Below are 15,984 nucleotides of genomic sequence, written 5' to 3' on the forward strand. Positions count from 1 at the left end.
ATAGCTGCGGCATACTCGGTCACCTAATTGCCCGGATCCCGCTATGCGCTCACTTGCACCCCTCGCTCTTATCCTGTTGCTCACCGCATGCGGCGATGGCGAATCGCTGTTGCCGCCCGATGCCCGCTTGCCGGACGGCGGGCGCTATCGCGGCGATGTGGTCAACGGGTTGTTGCAGGGGCAGGGCCGCGTCGACTACCCGAATGGCAGCTGGTACGCCGGTCAGTTCGACAAGGGCCAGTGGCATGGCCAGGGCGAATGGCACGGCAGCAACGGCGAGGTGTACCGCGGGCAGTTCCAGCAAGGCCTGTTCGATGGCCAGGGCACCCTGACCACCAGCGGCAGCAGTTACACCGGTGGTTTCAAGCTCGGTCGACGCGACGGTGAGGGCACACTCAAAGAAGGCGGCATGACCTACCGCGGCGAATTCAAGGCCGATCAATATTCGGGGCTCGGTCGTCTGGAGCTCGAAGACGGCAGCCAATACCAGGGCCAGTTCGCCCACGGCAAACCCAATGGCGAGGGCCAGCGCGGCGATGCCAGCGGCAACCAGTTCACCGGCCACTTCGTCGATGGTCAACTGGAAGGCAACGGCACCTTCAATAGCGCCGAGGGCGATATGTACGTCGGCGGCTTCAAGCAGAACCAGTTGCATGGCAAGGGCCGCTACGAAAATGCCGATGGGGATGTCTGGATCGGCCAGTTCAAGGAAGGTGCACTGAGTGGCAAAGGTGAGCTGATCGGCGTCGACGGCAGCCATTACATCGGGCGGTTCAGTGACTGGCGCTTTACCGGCCAGGGCCGCTTGAACCTCAGCGATGGCAGTTTCTATATCGGCCAGTTCGAGAGCGACAGCTATCAGGGCCACGGGACCCTGGTGCTGCGCGATGGCACCGTGCAAAGCGGCTATTGGGTCAACGGCCAACGGGTGCGTGATGCCGATGAAAAACTGCTGCCGGACACTCTCGAAGTCGGCTTGCTGGCTCAAGGTCGCTTGCTCGAACAAGCCATGAGCAATGTGCCCGCCTCCACCCCGGCGGTCGAGTTATACAGCCTGACGCTGGCCGGTGACGGCAAACAAAGTGTGTTCCTGCGCGAGGCCGACTATGTCAGCAACCTGCTCAGCAGTCGCTTTGGCGCCTATGGCCAGATCCGTCTGGTTAACCACCGCGATCATCTGGGTGACCGTCCCATGGCCACCCGAGAGAGCCTGCGGCGGGCGGCACTGACCCTGGCCGAACGCAGTGGTCCGGAAGATTTGCTGTTCATCTACCTGACCAGCCACGGCACTCACGAACATGAATTGGTGCTGGACCAGCCACGTCTGGAGCTGGCCGATCTGCCGGCCGACGAGTTGGCCACAGTGCTTGCGCCGCTGAAGAATCGCGACAAGATCATTGTGATCTCGGCCTGCTACTCCGGCGGTTTTATTCCTGCGCTCAAAGATGACCGGACGATGATCATGACCGCCTCGCGGACTGATCGGGTGTCCTTTGGTTGCTCGGAAGAAGCGGACTTCACCTACTTTGGCGACGCACTGTTCGCCCAGGCCCTGAACCAGACCGACGACCTGCAACAAGCCTTCACCCTGGCCAAGGCCACCGTCGCCGATCGTGAGCAGGCAGACAAGTTCGAAGCGTCGGAACCACAAATCTGGGCCCCCAAGGGCGTCCTTGCGCGCTGGCAGCTGCTGCGCAAGCAGCAAGCACGAAAGGCCCTCGAAAGTGCCTCGCTCAATAACAAGGAAGCAAAGACCAACTAAGCTGAACGGTATCAAGGGGGAAACACTATGTACTTGACGCCTCAGCATGTCTTGCTTGCCGGAGCCACCGGTCTGACCGGTGAACACCTACTCGACCGGCTGCTCAGTGAGCCGACGATTACCCGTGTATTGGCACCCTCACGCCGGCCCCTGGCCGAGCATCCTCACCTGGAAAATCCGGTAGGCGACCCCGCAGCGCTTCTCCCACAGCTCAGTGGACGCGTCGATCTGGCTTTCTGCTGCCTGGGCACTACCATCAAAAAGGCCGGTTCCGAGCAAGCATTTCGGGCGGTGGACCTGGACCTGGTCGTGGCCTTCGGCAAACGCGTCCGGGAGATGGGTGCGCGGCATCTGATCGTGATCAGCGCCATCGGCGCCGATCGGAGGTCCTCGGTGCTCTACAACCGAGTCAAAGGCGAAATGGAATATGCCTTGAAGGCCCAGAACTGGCCGCAGCTGACCATCGTCCGCCCTTCCCTGTTGCTGGGTGAGCGTCTGGAACCGCGCCTGGCCGAACAACTGGCAGCACCATTTTCCAGACTGTTACCCGGCAAATACCACGGCATCGAAGCCTGCCAACTGGCCCGGGCCATGTGGCGTCTGGCACTGGAAGAACAGGATGGGGTGCGAATCGTCGAGTCGGATGAGTTGCGCAAACTGGGCAAGTAATTCAGCGGCGCCTGACATTATGCCTTCGCGGGCAAGTCGAATCGTCGCACCGCCGCTCCCACAGTTGACCGCATACCCCCGTGGGAGCGGGCTTGCCCGCGAATGGTTCAACGCGAACTCAAGCGCTAGCGCCTACAACCCACCCGTCGCCTGAAACCCTACCCCCATCGCGGTCAACAACGACAGCGGCAACAACAAGGTGTCGAGCAATGCGCTGGCCGGCAGGTCGACACCCGGATAGCTCGGCGCTTCGGCGCCGAAGCGGTCCATGGCACAGCACCCGCCTTGCAGCGCATACAAGTCCAGACGCGTGCCCGAATACACGATCGGCGCCCCCGGTTTGGCGGCGTCCAGGGTTCGGGCCGTGGCGCAGCCGGCCAATTGCAGGGCCAGGACAATACTCAGCAGCTTATTCATCGCTGCTCAAATGGTGTTCGCCCCAACGCGGCAGCATGTCTTGCGGGATGTTCAGCAGATTGAGAATCCGCGCCACGACGAAGTCGATCAGGTCGTCGATGGTCTGTGGCTGATGATAAAAGCCCGGTGAAGCCGGCAGGATGGTCACGCCCATGTTCGACAGCTTGAGCATGTTCTCCAGATGGATGCTGGAGTATGGCGCTTCGCGCGGCACCAGAATCAGCTGACGACGCTCCTTCAACGTGACGTCGGCGGCGCGCTCGATCAGGTTGTTGCACGCGCCGGTAGCGATTGCCGACAAGGTCCCGGTGGAACATGGCACTACCACCATCGCACTCGGCGAGCCGGAACCGGAGGCCACCGGCGACATCCAGTCGTCCTTGCCATACACCCGAATCTGTCCGGCGGCGGCACCGGTGTATTCGGTGAGGAAGGCCTGCATCATCTGGGTTTTCGGCGGCAGCGTAACGTCGGTCTCAGTGGCCATCACCAGTTGCGCGGCTTTGGAGATCAGGAAATGCACCTCACGGTCTTCGCGCACCAGGCAGTCGAGCAGGCGTAAACCGTATTGCGCGCCGGAGGCACCGGTCATCGCCAGGGTGATGCGTTCCGGGCTGTTGTTCATTGCAGCGCCTCGGCCAGTTTGCCGTGCAGGCCGCCAAAGCCGCCGTTGCTCATGATCACCACGTGGGTGCCGGGTTTGGCTTGGCTTTTCACCCGCTCGATGATGCCTTCCAACGAATCGCTGACAATCGACGGCACCGAGCACAGCGCCGCCGTCGCGCCCAGATCCCAGCCAAGGTTGGCCGGCGAGTACCAGATCACCTGATCGGCATCGACCACACTTTCCGGCAAACCGTCGCGGTGCGCACCGAGCTTCATGGAGTTGGAACGCGGTTCGATGATCGCGATCAACGGCGCGTCGCCGATACGCTTGCGCAAGCCATCAAGGGTGGTGGCAATCGCCGTCGGGTGATGCGCGAAGTCGTCGTAGATAGTGACGCCGTGAACTTCAGCGACTTTTTCCATTCGCCGCTTGACGCTTTTGAAGGCGCTCAACGCAGCAATACCCATGGATGGCACGACGCCGACATGTCGCGCCGCGGCCAAGGTGGCCAAGGCATTGGCAACGTTGTGCTGACCGGTCATGTCCCACTCGACCACGCCTTGGACAACGCCTTCGAACATGACTTCGAACTTCGAGCCATCTTCGCTGAGCAGCTTGACCTGCCATTGGCCGCCAGCGCCGGTGGTTTGCACCGGGGTCCAGCAGCCCATGTCGATCACACGCTGCAAGGCAGGCTCAGTGGTCGGATGGATCACCAGGCCTTCGCTGGGGATAGTCCGCACCAGGTGATGGAACTGACGCTCGATGGCCGGCAGATCGGGGAAGATGTCCGCGTGATCAAACTCAAGGTTGTTCAGGATCGCCGTGCGTGGGCGGTAGTGAACGAACTTCGAACGTTTGTCGAAGAACGCACTGTCATATTCATCCGCCTCGATCACGAAGAACGGCGTATCACCCATACGCGCCGACACCGCGAAGTTCTGCGGCACACCGCCGATCAGGAAGCCCGGGCTCATGCCCGCGTACTCCAGCACCCAGGCGAGCATGCTGCTGGTGGTGGTTTTGCCGTGAGTCCCGGCAACCGCCAGCACCCAGCGACCTTGCAGCACATGGTCGGCCAGCCACTGCGGGCCGGAAACGTACGGCAGGCCTTTGTTCAATACGTATTCGACCGCCGGATTGCCACGCGACATGGCATTGCCAATCACCACCAGATCCGGCGCCGGATCGAGTTGGGCGGGATCGTAGCCCTGTGTCAGCTCAATCCCCTGAGCCTGCAACTGGGTGCTCATCGGCGGATAGACGTTGGCATCGGAGCCGGTCACGCGATGGCCCAGCTCTTTGGCCAGTACCGCCAACGAACCCATGAATGTGCCGCAAATACCAAGAATATGAATGTGCATAGTCAACCTCGTAAAACATCGAGGCAGGTTAGCGTAGAGGGCTGGAAATCGCACCTTGTGTTTCAGGCTGAAGGTCGCACCCACAAGAACACCACCGAACCTGTGGGAGCGGGCTTGCCCGCGAAGAACGATAACACGGTGCTTCAGACAAACCGCGCTGCAGCCTTCGCGGGCAAGCCCGCTCCCACAAATGGCGCCGTTCTAGCGGGCGATTCCATGCTTGCGCAGCTTCCTGTAAAGCGTATTGCGGCTGACTCCCAGCTGCTCAGCGGTGTGGGTCATGTGCCAGCGCTGCTGCTCCAGGGTATTGAGCAATGCCAGGCGCTCGGCATCGTCCAGCGGGCGCTCGGAAGTTTCGTCGACGGCCATCAGCATCGGAGCCGGCCGGCTTTGCCTGATCATCACCGGCAAATCCTCAAAACCGATCAACCCGTCCTCGCACAGCGCCGCCAGGGTACGCAGCACATTGCGCAATTGCCGCACGTTGCCCGGCCAGGCGAAGTCCAGCAGCGCCTGGCGCGCCGGGCCGTCGAGCAGGACGTTTTGCTCGGCGGCCTCTTCGGCCAGCAGGAAGTCGAGCAACTGTGCCTTGTCGCTACGCTCACGCAACGCCGGCAAGGCGATTTCCAGGCCATTGAGCCGGTAATACAAGTCTTCACGGAAACTGCCGTCCTGCACCCGATCGAGCAAGTTACGGTGGGTCGCGCTGATAATTCGGACGTTCACCGCCTGCGGCTCGCCGCCGATGGGTACTACCAGCCGGTCCTCCAGCACTCTTAATAGCCGGGTCTGCAGGGCCAGCGGCATGTCGCCGATTTCATCGAGGAACAAGGTGCCGCCATCGGCCTGTTGCAACTTGCCGCGCATGCCTTCTTTGCGCGCACCGGTGAAACTGCCGCCGCGATAGCCGAACAGTTCGCTCTCGATCAGGCTTTCCGGAATCGCCGCACAATTGAGTGCGACGAAGGCTTTATCCGCCCGTTGGCTGGCGTGATGCACAGCCTTGGCGAAGGCTTCTTTGCCGGAACCGGTTTCGCCGTTGATCAGTAGCGGTACATCGCGCTCGAACACCCGCAGGGCCCTGCGGAAGTCGTTTTGCAACGCCACATCCCCCAGACAGATGCCGGACAGCCGTGCACGCTCGGTGACCCGTGCAGTCGCTATCACCGGGGTCGGCACGCTGCGCGGCTGACCCCGTAACACCGCGAACAAGCCGCGCCCGTCGCGGGTGCGCAGCGGCCAACTGGCGCTGGCGTTCACACTGGCACGACCGAGCAGTTCGTCCAGGGAGCAATCGAAAAAGGCTTCCACCGGTTTGCCAAGCAGCCCGCCGCGCACATGCCCCAGCAGATTCAAGGCACTCTGGTTGACCGCACTGATCCGCCCTTCCCCATCGAACGCCAGCAGCCCTTCGCTGAACAGGCCGACGGACTCGGCCTGCAAATGAAAGCGCAGCAGCCATTGATTGTCGAAGTAACGCAGGAAATAGCAGCTCTCGATCATCTTCGCCGAGAGATTGACCAGTGCCATGGTGTGGAACTGGCTCTGACGCGACACGTCATGGCGCGCCGACGACACATCGAGCACCGCCAGCAGTTCACCGTGAGGGTCGAACACCGGGCTCGCCGAACACGTAAGCCCGGTGTGGCGACCGCGGAAATGTTCGTCCTGGTGGATGGTCAGCGACTGGCGCTCTACCAGACAGGTGCCAATACCGTTGGTCCCTTCGCAGGCTTCGCTCCAGTCCGCACCGAGCCAGAGCCCGGCGCGTTCGAAAATCTTGCGTTCGGTGGGCGCGGTGACACAGTTGAGGATCACGCCACGGGCGTCGGTCAGCAGCACCGCATGGCCGGCGCCGGAGAGTTGTTGATGCAGGCTGGTCATCTCGGTGCCGGCGATCTGCAGCACCTGCTGCAAACGCTCGCGGCTTTCCAGCACGCGACCGTGTTCGAGCACCGTCGGCGCGATGCTCAGGGCCGGATCGAGGTGATAGTCCTCAAGGCAACGCAGCCAGGAACGGGCAATGGACGGATCGCTGCCCGGGCCATGCAAGTGGGATTTGCCCTGAGTCACGGTCAGCACCTGTTGGGCGTGCCGACTCAAATGATTGTTTTGCATTTCTTATTGTTCTCCCGGCAGGGCCTGGCTCGTTCCCAGGAATACTCGACGCCCAGCATCCTCCTGCCTCCAACTTATTGCAATCGCGCCTCGACGGCGAGTCACAGCCTGTACCGCTTGTGGCACAAAGTGTCACCCAGGCTGTGCCACAACTGTCACGTCCTTGCTCCGCTCATTCCCTCAAAAGCCCGTAACCCCTTGATTTACCTGACCTGCAAAGCACTGGCCCGACCCTTGCTCTACGCTTATATAAGCGCAACAGCGCGTCCTTCCTAATAAGTACAAAAGCCAAGGAGATACCCACCATGCGTTACGCTCACCCCGGTACTGAAGGCGCTATCGTTTCGTTCAAAAGCAAGTACGGTAACTACATCGGCGGCGAATTCGTCGCGCCTGTCAAAGGTCAGTACTTCACCAACACCTCGCCGGTAAACGGCCAACCTATTGCAGAATTCCCGCGCTCCACCGCCGAAGATATCGACAAAGCGCTGGACGCCGCCCACGCCGCAGCCGCTGCCTGGGGCAGCACCTCGGCTCAGGCCCGCTCGCTGGTCCTGCTGAAAATCGCCGACCGCATCGAACAGAACCTCGAAGTGCTGGCCGTCACCGAATCCTGGGACAACGGCAAGGCCGTGCGTGAAACCCTGAACGCCGACATCCCGCTGGCCGCTGACCACTTCCGCTACTTCGCCGGCTGCATTCGCGCCCAGGAAGGCAGCGCCGCGGAAATCGACGGCAACACCGTGGCTTATCACATTCATGAACCACTGGGCGTGGTCGGACAGATCATCCCGTGGAACTTCCCGCTGCTGATGGCCGCCTGGAAACTTGCACCAGCCCTGGCCGCCGGCAACTGCGTGGTGCTCAAGCCTGCCGAGCAAACCCCGCTGGGCATTACCGTACTGATGGAGCTGATCGGTGACCTGTTGCCGCCGGGCGTGCTCAACGTGGTGCAAGGCTTCGGCCGTGAAGCCGGTGAAGCCCTGGCCACCAGCAAGCGCATCGCCAAGATCGCGTTCACCGGTTCCACCCCGATCGGCGCGCACATCATGAAATGCGCCGCCGAAAACATCATTCCGTCGACCGTTGAACTGGGCGGCAAATCGCCGAACATCTTCTTCGAAGACATCATGCAAGCCGAACCGACCTTTATCGAAAAAGCTGCCGAAGGTCTGGTGCTGGCGTTCTTCAACCAGGGCGAAGTCTGCACCTGCCCATCACGGGCACTGGTGCAAGAGTCGATCTATGACGACTTCATGGAAGTGGTCATGAAGAAGGTCCTGCAAATCAAGCGCGGCGACCCGCTGGACACCGAGACCATGGTCGGCGCGCAGGCGTCCGAACAGCAATTCGACAAGATCCTGTCCTACCTGGAAATCGCCAAGGGCGAAGGTGCCGAGCTGCTGACCGGCGGCAAGGTGGAAAAACTCGAGGGCAACCTGGCCAGCGGTTACTACATCCAGCCGACCCTGCTCAAGGGCACCAACAAAATGCGCGTGTTCCAGGAAGAAATCTTTGGCCCGGTGGTGAGTATCACTACCTTCAAGGACGAAGCCGAAGCCCTGGCGATTGCCAACGACACCGAGTTCGGCCTTGGCGCCGGTCTCTGGACCCGCGACATCAACCGCGCCTACCGCATGGGCCGGGCAATCAAGGCCGGTCGCGTCTGGACCAACTGCTACCACCTGTACCCGGCCCACGCCGCGTTCGGTGGCTACAAGAAATCCGGCGTCGGTCGTGAAACCCACAAAATGATGCTCGACCACTACCAACAGACGAAAAACCTGCTGGTGAGCTACGACATCAATCCACTGGGTTTCTTCTAAGCCCTGAAATCCGGGTGAGCCCTTCGCGGGCAAGCCCGCTCCCACAACACTGCATAACCCTGTGGGAGCGGGCTTGCCCGCGAAGGCGCCGCCACTGACACAACGAACATCGCCCTGCCGCTCTGGCACGGGCTTTGCGTGCCTGCACTACAGATAAACCGCTGCGTGAACAGCGTTCCCTAATCCAGACAACCGCTACTGAAAGTCCAATAGATCAAACAAAAAAAACAGAGAGGACTTATGACTTCAACAACACAGCTCAAACCCACCCTCGGCACCCTGCATTTATGGGGTATTGCCGTGGGCCTGGTGATTTCCGGCGAGTATTTCGGCTGGAGCTACGGCTGGGGTACGGCCGGCACACTGGGCTTTCTCGTCACCGCATTGATGGTGGCGACGATGTACACCTGCTTCATCTTCAGCTTCACCGAATTGACCACGGCCATTCCCCACGCCGGCGGGCCGTTTGCCTACAGCCGTCGGGCATTTGGCGAAAAAGGCGGATTGATTGCCGGGATCGCCACGCTGATCGAGTTCGTCTTTGCGCCGCCGGCTATCGCCATGGCCATCGGCGCCTACTTGAACGTGCAATACCCGGAACTGGACCCGAAAATCGCCGCGGTCGGCGCCTACTTCGTGTTCATGGGCCTGAACATCCTCGGCGTCAGCATTGCCGCGACCTTTGAACTCGTGGTGACTGTTCTGGCGGTGGCCGAGTTGCTGGTATTCATGGGCGTGGTCGCACCGGGCTTCAGCTTCAGCAATTTCGTGCTCAATGGCTGGTCCGGCTCCAACGAGTTCACTGTGGCGTCGATTCCCGGGATGTTCGCAGCGATACCCTTTGCCATCTGGTTCTTCCTCGCCATTGAAGGCGCAGCCATGGCCGCCGAAGAAGCCAAGGACCCGAAACGCACCATCCCCAAAGCCTATGTCAGCGGCATTCTGACTCTGGTGTTCCTGGCGATTGGCGTAATGGTGATGGCCGGCGGCGTCGGCGACTGGCGCCAGCTGTCGAACATCAACGACCCGCTGCCACAGGCGATGAAAGCCGTGGTCGGCAACAATTCCACCTGGATGCACATGTTGGTATGGATCGGCTTGTTCGGTCTGGTGGCGAGTTTCCATGGCATCATTCTTGGCTATTCGCGGCAGTTCTTCGCCTTGGCCCGTGCCGGTTACCTGCCACGCGGGCTGGCCAAACTGTCGCGCTTCCAGACGCCACACCGGGCGATTCTGGCCGGCGGCGTGATCGGCATTGCGGCGATCTACAGCGATGGCCTGATCAACCTGCAAGGTATGACCCTGACCGCCGCGATGATTACCATGTCAGTATTCGGCGCCATCGTGATGTATATCATCAGCATGCTCAGCCTGTTCAAACTGCGCAAAACCGAGCCGCTGCTGGAGCGCACCTTCCGCGCGCCGGGCTATCCGATCGTGCCGGGAATCGCCTTGTTCCTGGCGGTGGTCTGCCTGGTGGCGATGGCCTGGTTCAACCCGCTGATCGGCCTGATCTTCCTTGGCTTCATGGCGGCCGGCTTCATCTACTTCCAGCTGACCGCCAAACAACGTTTCGATGCACCGGCTGACGCCATGCTCACAGGTATCTAAGTTGCACCTGCGCCGGGCTGATCCCCGGCGCAATGCCTTATCCCGGTGCGGGATGAACCCGCTACCGAGAACACTGCGAAACCCTGTGGGAGCCGGGCTTGCCCGCGAAGAACGATGACGCGGAGTCCCTGATAGACCGCGTCGCGCCATTCGCGGGCAAGTCGAATCGTCGCACCGCCGCTCCCACAGAAAGCAGAAAGCAAAAACCACAGAATTCAGGAGGACACCGCCCATGGCCGCATTTGCCCATACCGTCGGCGCCCGGACCTACCGCTTCGAGAGCCTCAAGGACGTCATGGCCAAGGCCAGTCCGGCACGCTCCGGGGACTTTCTGGCCGGCGTCGCCGCCCTCAACGATGGCGAACGGGTCGCCGCGCAGATGACCCTTGCAGACATCCCGCTCAAGCATTTTCTCGAAGAAGTGCTGATCCCTTACGAAAACGATGAAGTCACCCGACTGATCATCGACAGCCACGACAAAGCCGCTTTTGCCGTGGTCAGCCACCTCACCGTCGGCGGTTTTCGCGACTGGCTGCTCAGCGACGCGGCCAACGAACAAAGCCTGCGCGCCCTGGCACCCGGCCTGACCCCGGAAATGGCCGCCGCCGTGTCGAAGATCATGCGCGTGCAGGATCTGGTGCTGGTGGCGCAGAAAATCCGCGTCGTGACTCAATTTCGCGGCACCATGGGCCTGCGCGGGCGGCTGTCCACTCGCCTGCAACCCAACCACCCGACCGACGAACCGGGCGGGATCGCCGCAAGCATCCTCGACGGACTGCTCTACGGTAACGGCGACGCAATGATTGGCATCAACCCGGCCACCGACAGCATCGCCTCGATCTGCGCAATGCTGGAGATGCTCGACGCGATCATTCAGCGCTTCGAAATCCCCACCCAGGCCTGCGTGCTGACCCACGTCACCACCTCCATCGAGGCGATCAACCGTGGCGTGCCGCTGGATCTGGTGTTCCAGTCGATTGCCGGCACCGAAGCGGCCAACGCCAGTTTCGGGATCAACCTGAACATCTTGCAGGAAGGCTACGACGCCGGTTTGAGCCTCAATCGCGGGACGCTGGGGCAGAACCTGATGTATTTCGAGACCGGCCAGGGCAGCGCCCTGTCGGCCAATGCCCACCATGGCATCGACCAACAAACCTGCGAAACCCGCGCCTACGCTGTGGCACGGCATTTCAAACCGTTTCTGGTGAACACCGTGGTCGGCTTCATCGGTCCGGAATACCTGTACAACGGCAAGCAGATCATCCGCGCCGGCCTGGAAGATCACTTCTGCGGCAAGTTGCTGGGCGTCCCTATGGGCTGCGATATCTGTTACACCAACCATGCCGAGGCCGATCAGGACGATATGGACACCCTGCTGACCTTGCTCGGCGTGGCCGGGATCAACTTCATCATGGGCATTCCCGGCTCCGACGACATTATGCTCAACTACCAGACCACCTCGTTCCACGACGCGCTCTATGCCCGGCAGACGCTCGGCCTCAAGCCGGCGCCGGAATTCGAGCAATGGCTGGCGAAAATGGGCATATTTACTCAGGCGGACGGCAAGGTGCTTTTCGGCAACAGCCTGCCACCTGCCTTCCGTCAGGCTCTGGCGCAACTGGGATGAGTGATAGATTCATGGAAAAACCGCCTACCGAGAGCCAGAACCCGTGGCTGGAACTGCGTCGCCTGACCCCGGCCCGGATTGCCCTCGGTCGCACCGGCACCAGCATGCCGACCAGCGCGCAGCTTGACTTTCAATATGCCCACGCCCAGGCCCGCGACGCGGTACATCTACCGTTCGATCATGCCGGGCTCAGCACCCAACTGTCCGAGCGCGGGCGCGACAGCCTGTTGCTGCACAGTGCCGCCGCCGATCGCAACAGCTATCTGCAGCGCCCCGATCTCGGTCGACGCCTTTGTGACGACTCGGCGCAAAAGCTGCAGGACTATGCAGCAGCACACCCTGGTGGCATCGATTTGGCCGTGGTGGTGGCTGACGGCCTCTCGGCGCTGGCTGTGCATCGACATACCCTGCCGTTTCTGGCGCGCATGGAGGAACAGGCCCTGGCCGAAGGCTGGTCGCTGTCACCGGTCATTCTGGTGGAACAGGGTCGGGTCGCGGTGGCCGATGAAATCGGTGAACGGCTGGGCGCGAAAATGGTGGTCATCCTGATCGGCGAACGCCCCGGCCTCAGTTCGCCGGACAGCCTCGGCCTGTACTTCACCTATAATCCCAAGGTCGGCCTGACTGACGCCTACCGTAACTGCATCTCCAATGTTCGGCTGGAAGGGTTAAGTTACGGAATGGCCGCCCATCGCTTGCTGTATTTGATGCGTGAGGCCTGTCGCCGGCAGCTGTCAGGGGTTAACTTAAAGGATGAAGCACAGGTTCAGACACTGGATTCGGACGCTGCCACCCACTCAAATGGCAACTTCCTACTCTCCAGATCGGCGCAATTGACGGCATTCTGATTGCGCTTTCGGCGGTCTTTAGGCAGCATCGAACCACGGCTGCCCGAGTAATGAACCGTTTGCCGTCGTACCCATTTGAAGCTGAGGCCTGTCATGCGGATTACTCAAGCGACCTTGGAACACCTGGATCTGTTGACCCCATTGTTCGTGAAGTATCGCGAATTCTATGGCTCTCTGCCGTTTCCCGACTCCTCCCGAGCCTTTCTCGAAAAGCGTCTGCGGCGCAAGGAATCGGTGATCTACCTGGCCTTGTCCGATGACGACGACAGCAAGTTGCTGGGTTTTTGCCAGTTGTATCCGAGTTTTTCTTCCCTATCGCTGAAACGCGTATGGATCCTCAACGACATTTATGTCGCCGAAGACGCCCGGCGGCAGCTGGTGGCCGACAATCTGATCCGCACCGCAAAAAAAATGGCCAAGGAAACTCATGCGGTACGCATGCGGGTATCCACCAGCAGCAATAACGAAGTGGCGCAGAAGACCTACGAATCCATCGGTTTTCGCGAAGACACCGAGTTCAAGAACTACATACTGCCTATCAGCGAAGATTGAAACGCAATACCTGTGGCAGAAGGAGCTTCCTGTTGCCCCAATGCCGGTAGTTAAGGCGCAGAACCTGTGGGAGCGTGGCTTGCCCGCGAAGAACGATAACGCGCAATGCCTGAAGAACTGTGGTGTTTGTTTCGCGGGCAAGTCGGATCGCCGCACCGCCGCTCCCACAGTAAATAGTCGAACGCCCGAAAGTCCTCGTTGCCACCCGCGACATCCCCCGCTACAAACTCAACACGCAATTCACATCTCAGATCGTATAATGCCGACCTTCCCGGACCGTAAGATAAACTACACCTCCTTGTAGTCTTATAGCCCGAAGCCTTCGCACAGGCCTGCTGAGTCGGGCCATCACCACAGGTGCCATCCATGGATTTCAACCCGCTCGACCTTATTCTGCATCTCGACGTCTATCTCGATTTGCTGGTAACCAACTACGGGTCATGGATCTACGCCATTCTGTTTTTGGTGATTTTCTGCGAAACGGGTCTAGTGGTAACGCCGTTCCTGCCGGGTGACTCGCTGCTGTTCATCGCTGGCGCCGTCGCCGCTGGTGGCGGCATGGACCCGGTGCTGCTGGGCGGACTGCTGATGCTGGCGGCGATCCTCGGTGACAGCACCAACTACGTGATTGGTCGAACGGCCGGCGAACGCCTCTTCAGCAACCCGAAATCGAAAATCTTCCGCCGCGACTACCTGCAGCAAACCCACGATTTCTACGATAAACACGGCGGCAAAACCGTGACTCTGGCGCGGTTCATCCCGATCATCCGGACCTTCGCTCCGTTCGTCGCCGGCGTCGCCAAAATGCCCTACCCGCGGTTCCTCTGTTTCAGCGTTGCCGGCACCATTCTGTGGGTTGGCGGGCTGGTCACCCTGGGCTATTTCTTCGGCAACGTGCCCTTTATCAAGAAGAACCTGTCGCTGCTGGTCGTGGGAATCATCCTGGTGTCGTTGCTGCCGATGATTATCGGCATCGTACGCAAGCGCCTCGCCAACTCGGCCTCAAAAGCCGACTTACTCTGATCGCCTATGTGGTCGCTTAGCGCCTGGCGTCGGCAGCGTACGCTGGCCAAGCATCCCGTTGCCGCTGAAACCTGGCAACGGGTGCGTCAACACCTGAGCTTTCTCGATGGCCTGAGCGACGCCGAGGACCAATGGCTGCGCGAGTCCAGCGTGCTGTTCCTGCAAGACAAGCACCTGACCGCCCTGCCCGGCGTCGAACTTCATCAGGAAGAACGTCTGCTACTGGCCGCACAGGCGCAATTGCCGCTGCTGCATCTGGGTGATCTAAACTGGTATCAGGGTTTTCACGAAATCGTGCTCTACCCCGATGACTTCCTCAGCCCACAGCGGCATCGTGACGCCAGCGGCGTCGAGCATGAGTGGAAAGGCGAGCACAGCGGCGAAGCCTGGCAACAAGGCCCGGTGATTCTGGCCTGGCCCGGCGTGCTTGCCAGCGGTGGCTGGGAAGGCTACAACCTGGTGATTCACGAACTGGCGCATAAACTCGACATGCTCAACGGCAACGCCAATGGCCAACCGCCGCTGCACAGCGACATGCGCGCCAGTGAATGGGCTTCGGTGATGCAGAGCGCCTACGACCATCTCAATCGCCAACTGGATCGCAATCCCGACGCCGAAACACAGATCGATCCCTATGCAGCGGAAAATCCGGCGGAGTTCTTTGCTGTGACCAGTGAGTATTTTTTCAGCGCGCCGGACTTGCTGAACAGCGCCTATCCTGAGGTCTATCAGCAATTGCAGCTGTTTTATCGTCAGGATCCGCTGACCAGACTCAAACAGTTGCAACTACGCCATCCGGCTTATCAGGTACACGACTAAGGTCTACACGACCTCTGGTACGTGGCATCGATGGCGGAATATGCCTATAATCGCCGCCACTTTTAGGTCAATCCGGCCAAGTCATTTGGCCAATCACGGGGGCATCGCCCAATGAGCTACAGCAAGATTCCGGCTGGCAACGACCTGCCGAACGACATCTACGTCGCCATCGAGATTCCGGCCAACCACGCGCCGATCAAATACGAAATCGACAAGGACAGCGATTGCCTGTTCGTTGACCGTTTCATGGCCACCCCAATGTTCTACCCGGCCAACTACGGTTTCATCCCCAACACCCTGGCCGACGACGGTGATCCTCTCGACGTGCTGGTCGTGACCCCTTACCCGGTTGCTCCAGGCTCGGTAATCCGCGCACGTCCAGTCGGCATCCTGCACATGACCGACGATGGCGGCGGCGATGCCAAAGTGATCGCAGTACCACACGACAAGCTGACTCAGCTGTATGTCGACGTCAAAGAGTACACCGACCTGCCAGGTCTGCTGCTCGAGCAAATCAAGCACTTCTTCGAGAACTACAAAGACCTCGAAAAAGGCAAATGGGTGAAGATCGAAGGTTGGGGCGATGCAGAAGCCGCTCGCGCCGAGATCATGAAGTCGGTTGCTGCTTACAAAGGCTGAGACGGCATTGGCTGAACGCCACTGACCTCTTCGAAAAGACCCCGGTTTTCCGGGGTTTTTTATGCCTGGATAAAAACAGAGAATACACTGCATGTTTAAACA

General features: G+C 60.4%; 14 protein-coding genes. 10 read left to right on the forward strand and 4 right to left on the reverse strand.

Annotated elements, in window-relative coordinates:
* The first annotated feature begins 43 nt into the window (after nucleotides 1-43).
* Nucleotides 44-1,762 (forward strand): C13 family peptidase, encoded by a 1,719-nt coding sequence (locus AC3I0A_RS23890; protein WP_489375023.1) that lies wholly within the window; start codon nucleotides 44-46, stop codon nucleotides 1,760-1,762.
* Between the two features lie 27 nt (nucleotides 1,763-1,789).
* Nucleotides 1,790-2,431 (forward strand): oxidoreductase, encoded by a 642-nt coding sequence (locus AC3I0A_RS23895; RefSeq protein ID WP_489375024.1) that lies wholly within the window; start codon nucleotides 1,790-1,792, stop codon nucleotides 2,429-2,431.
* Nucleotides 2,432-2,563: 132 nt separating this feature from the next.
* Here the strand turns inward: AC3I0A_RS23895 and AC3I0A_RS23900 are convergent, their stop codons facing one another.
* From AC3I0A_RS23900 to AC3I0A_RS23915, 4 genes are all read right to left on the reverse strand, one after another.
* Nucleotides 2,564-2,848, reverse strand: a complete 285-nt coding sequence (locus tag AC3I0A_RS23900) for a YceK/YidQ family lipoprotein (RefSeq protein WP_489375025.1) — start codon at nucleotides 2,846-2,848, stop codon at nucleotides 2,564-2,566.
* Nucleotides 2,841-3,473, reverse strand: a complete 633-nt coding sequence (gene ubiX, locus AC3I0A_RS23905; protein ID WP_489375026.1) for a flavin prenyltransferase UbiX — start codon at nucleotides 3,471-3,473, stop codon at nucleotides 2,841-2,843. Before ubiX ends, AC3I0A_RS23900 begins: the two co-directional genes overlap by 8 nt.
* A complete protein-coding gene (mpl, locus tag AC3I0A_RS23910) occupies nucleotides 3,470-4,819 on the reverse strand; it encodes a UDP-N-acetylmuramate:L-alanyl-gamma-D-glutamyl-meso-diaminopimelate ligase (RefSeq protein ID WP_489375027.1) in 1,350 nt (449 codons plus the stop codon). The genes ubiX and mpl overlap by 4 nt, the downstream gene beginning before the upstream one ends.
* Nucleotides 4,820-5,020: 201 nt before the next feature.
* Entirely contained in the window at nucleotides 5,021-6,937 is a 1,917-nt protein-coding gene (locus AC3I0A_RS23915; protein ID WP_489375028.1) for a sigma-54-dependent Fis family transcriptional regulator, read from the reverse strand.
* 305 nt (nucleotides 6,938-7,242) lie between these two features.
* On the opposite strand from AC3I0A_RS23915, the gene exaC reads away from it, so the two are divergent.
* The 8 genes from exaC (at nucleotide 7,243) to ppa (ending at nucleotide 15,882) form a co-directional block, all read left to right on the forward strand.
* Nucleotides 7,243-8,763 (forward strand): acetaldehyde dehydrogenase ExaC, encoded by a 1,521-nt coding sequence (exaC, locus tag AC3I0A_RS23920; protein WP_489375029.1) that lies wholly within the window; start codon nucleotides 7,243-7,245, stop codon nucleotides 8,761-8,763.
* A 240-nt stretch (nucleotides 8,764-9,003) separates the two neighbouring features.
* Nucleotides 9,004-10,374 (forward strand): ethanolamine permease, encoded by a 1,371-nt coding sequence (gene eat, locus AC3I0A_RS23925; protein ID WP_489375030.1) that lies wholly within the window; start codon nucleotides 9,004-9,006, stop codon nucleotides 10,372-10,374.
* A gap of 232 nt (nucleotides 10,375-10,606) precedes the next feature.
* Nucleotides 10,607-12,001 carry an ethanolamine ammonia-lyase subunit EutB gene (locus tag AC3I0A_RS23930; protein ID WP_489375031.1) on the forward strand — a complete coding sequence of 465 codons (1,395 nt, stop codon included), beginning with the start codon at nucleotides 10,607-10,609 and terminating at the stop codon, nucleotides 11,999-12,001.
* Between the two features lie 11 nt (nucleotides 12,002-12,012).
* Nucleotides 12,013-12,849 (forward strand): ethanolamine ammonia-lyase subunit EutC, encoded by an 837-nt coding sequence (eutC, locus tag AC3I0A_RS23935; RefSeq protein ID WP_489375032.1) that lies wholly within the window; start codon nucleotides 12,013-12,015, stop codon nucleotides 12,847-12,849.
* Between the two features lie 93 nt (nucleotides 12,850-12,942).
* A complete protein-coding gene (locus AC3I0A_RS23940) occupies nucleotides 12,943-13,401 on the forward strand; it encodes a GNAT family N-acetyltransferase (protein WP_489375033.1) in 459 nt (152 codons plus the stop codon).
* A gap of 366 nt (nucleotides 13,402-13,767) precedes the next feature.
* Nucleotides 13,768-14,424, forward strand: a complete 657-nt coding sequence (locus AC3I0A_RS23945) for a DedA family protein (protein ID WP_489375034.1) — start codon at nucleotides 13,768-13,770, stop codon at nucleotides 14,422-14,424.
* A 6-nt stretch (nucleotides 14,425-14,430) separates the two neighbouring features.
* The gene (locus tag AC3I0A_RS23950) at nucleotides 14,431-15,243 is read left to right on the forward strand and encodes a M90 family metallopeptidase (protein ID WP_489375035.1); all 813 of its coding nucleotides are present in this window, start codon (nucleotides 14,431-14,433) and stop codon (nucleotides 15,241-15,243) included.
* A gap of 111 nt (nucleotides 15,244-15,354) precedes the next feature.
* Entirely contained in the window at nucleotides 15,355-15,882 is a 528-nt protein-coding gene (ppa, locus tag AC3I0A_RS23955) for an inorganic diphosphatase (RefSeq protein ID WP_489375036.1), read from the forward strand.
* The last annotated feature ends 102 nt before the right edge of the window (nucleotides 15,883-15,984 follow it).

The sequence above is a fragment of the Pseudomonas sp. KH_024_B2 genome, from assembly GCF_057839965.1.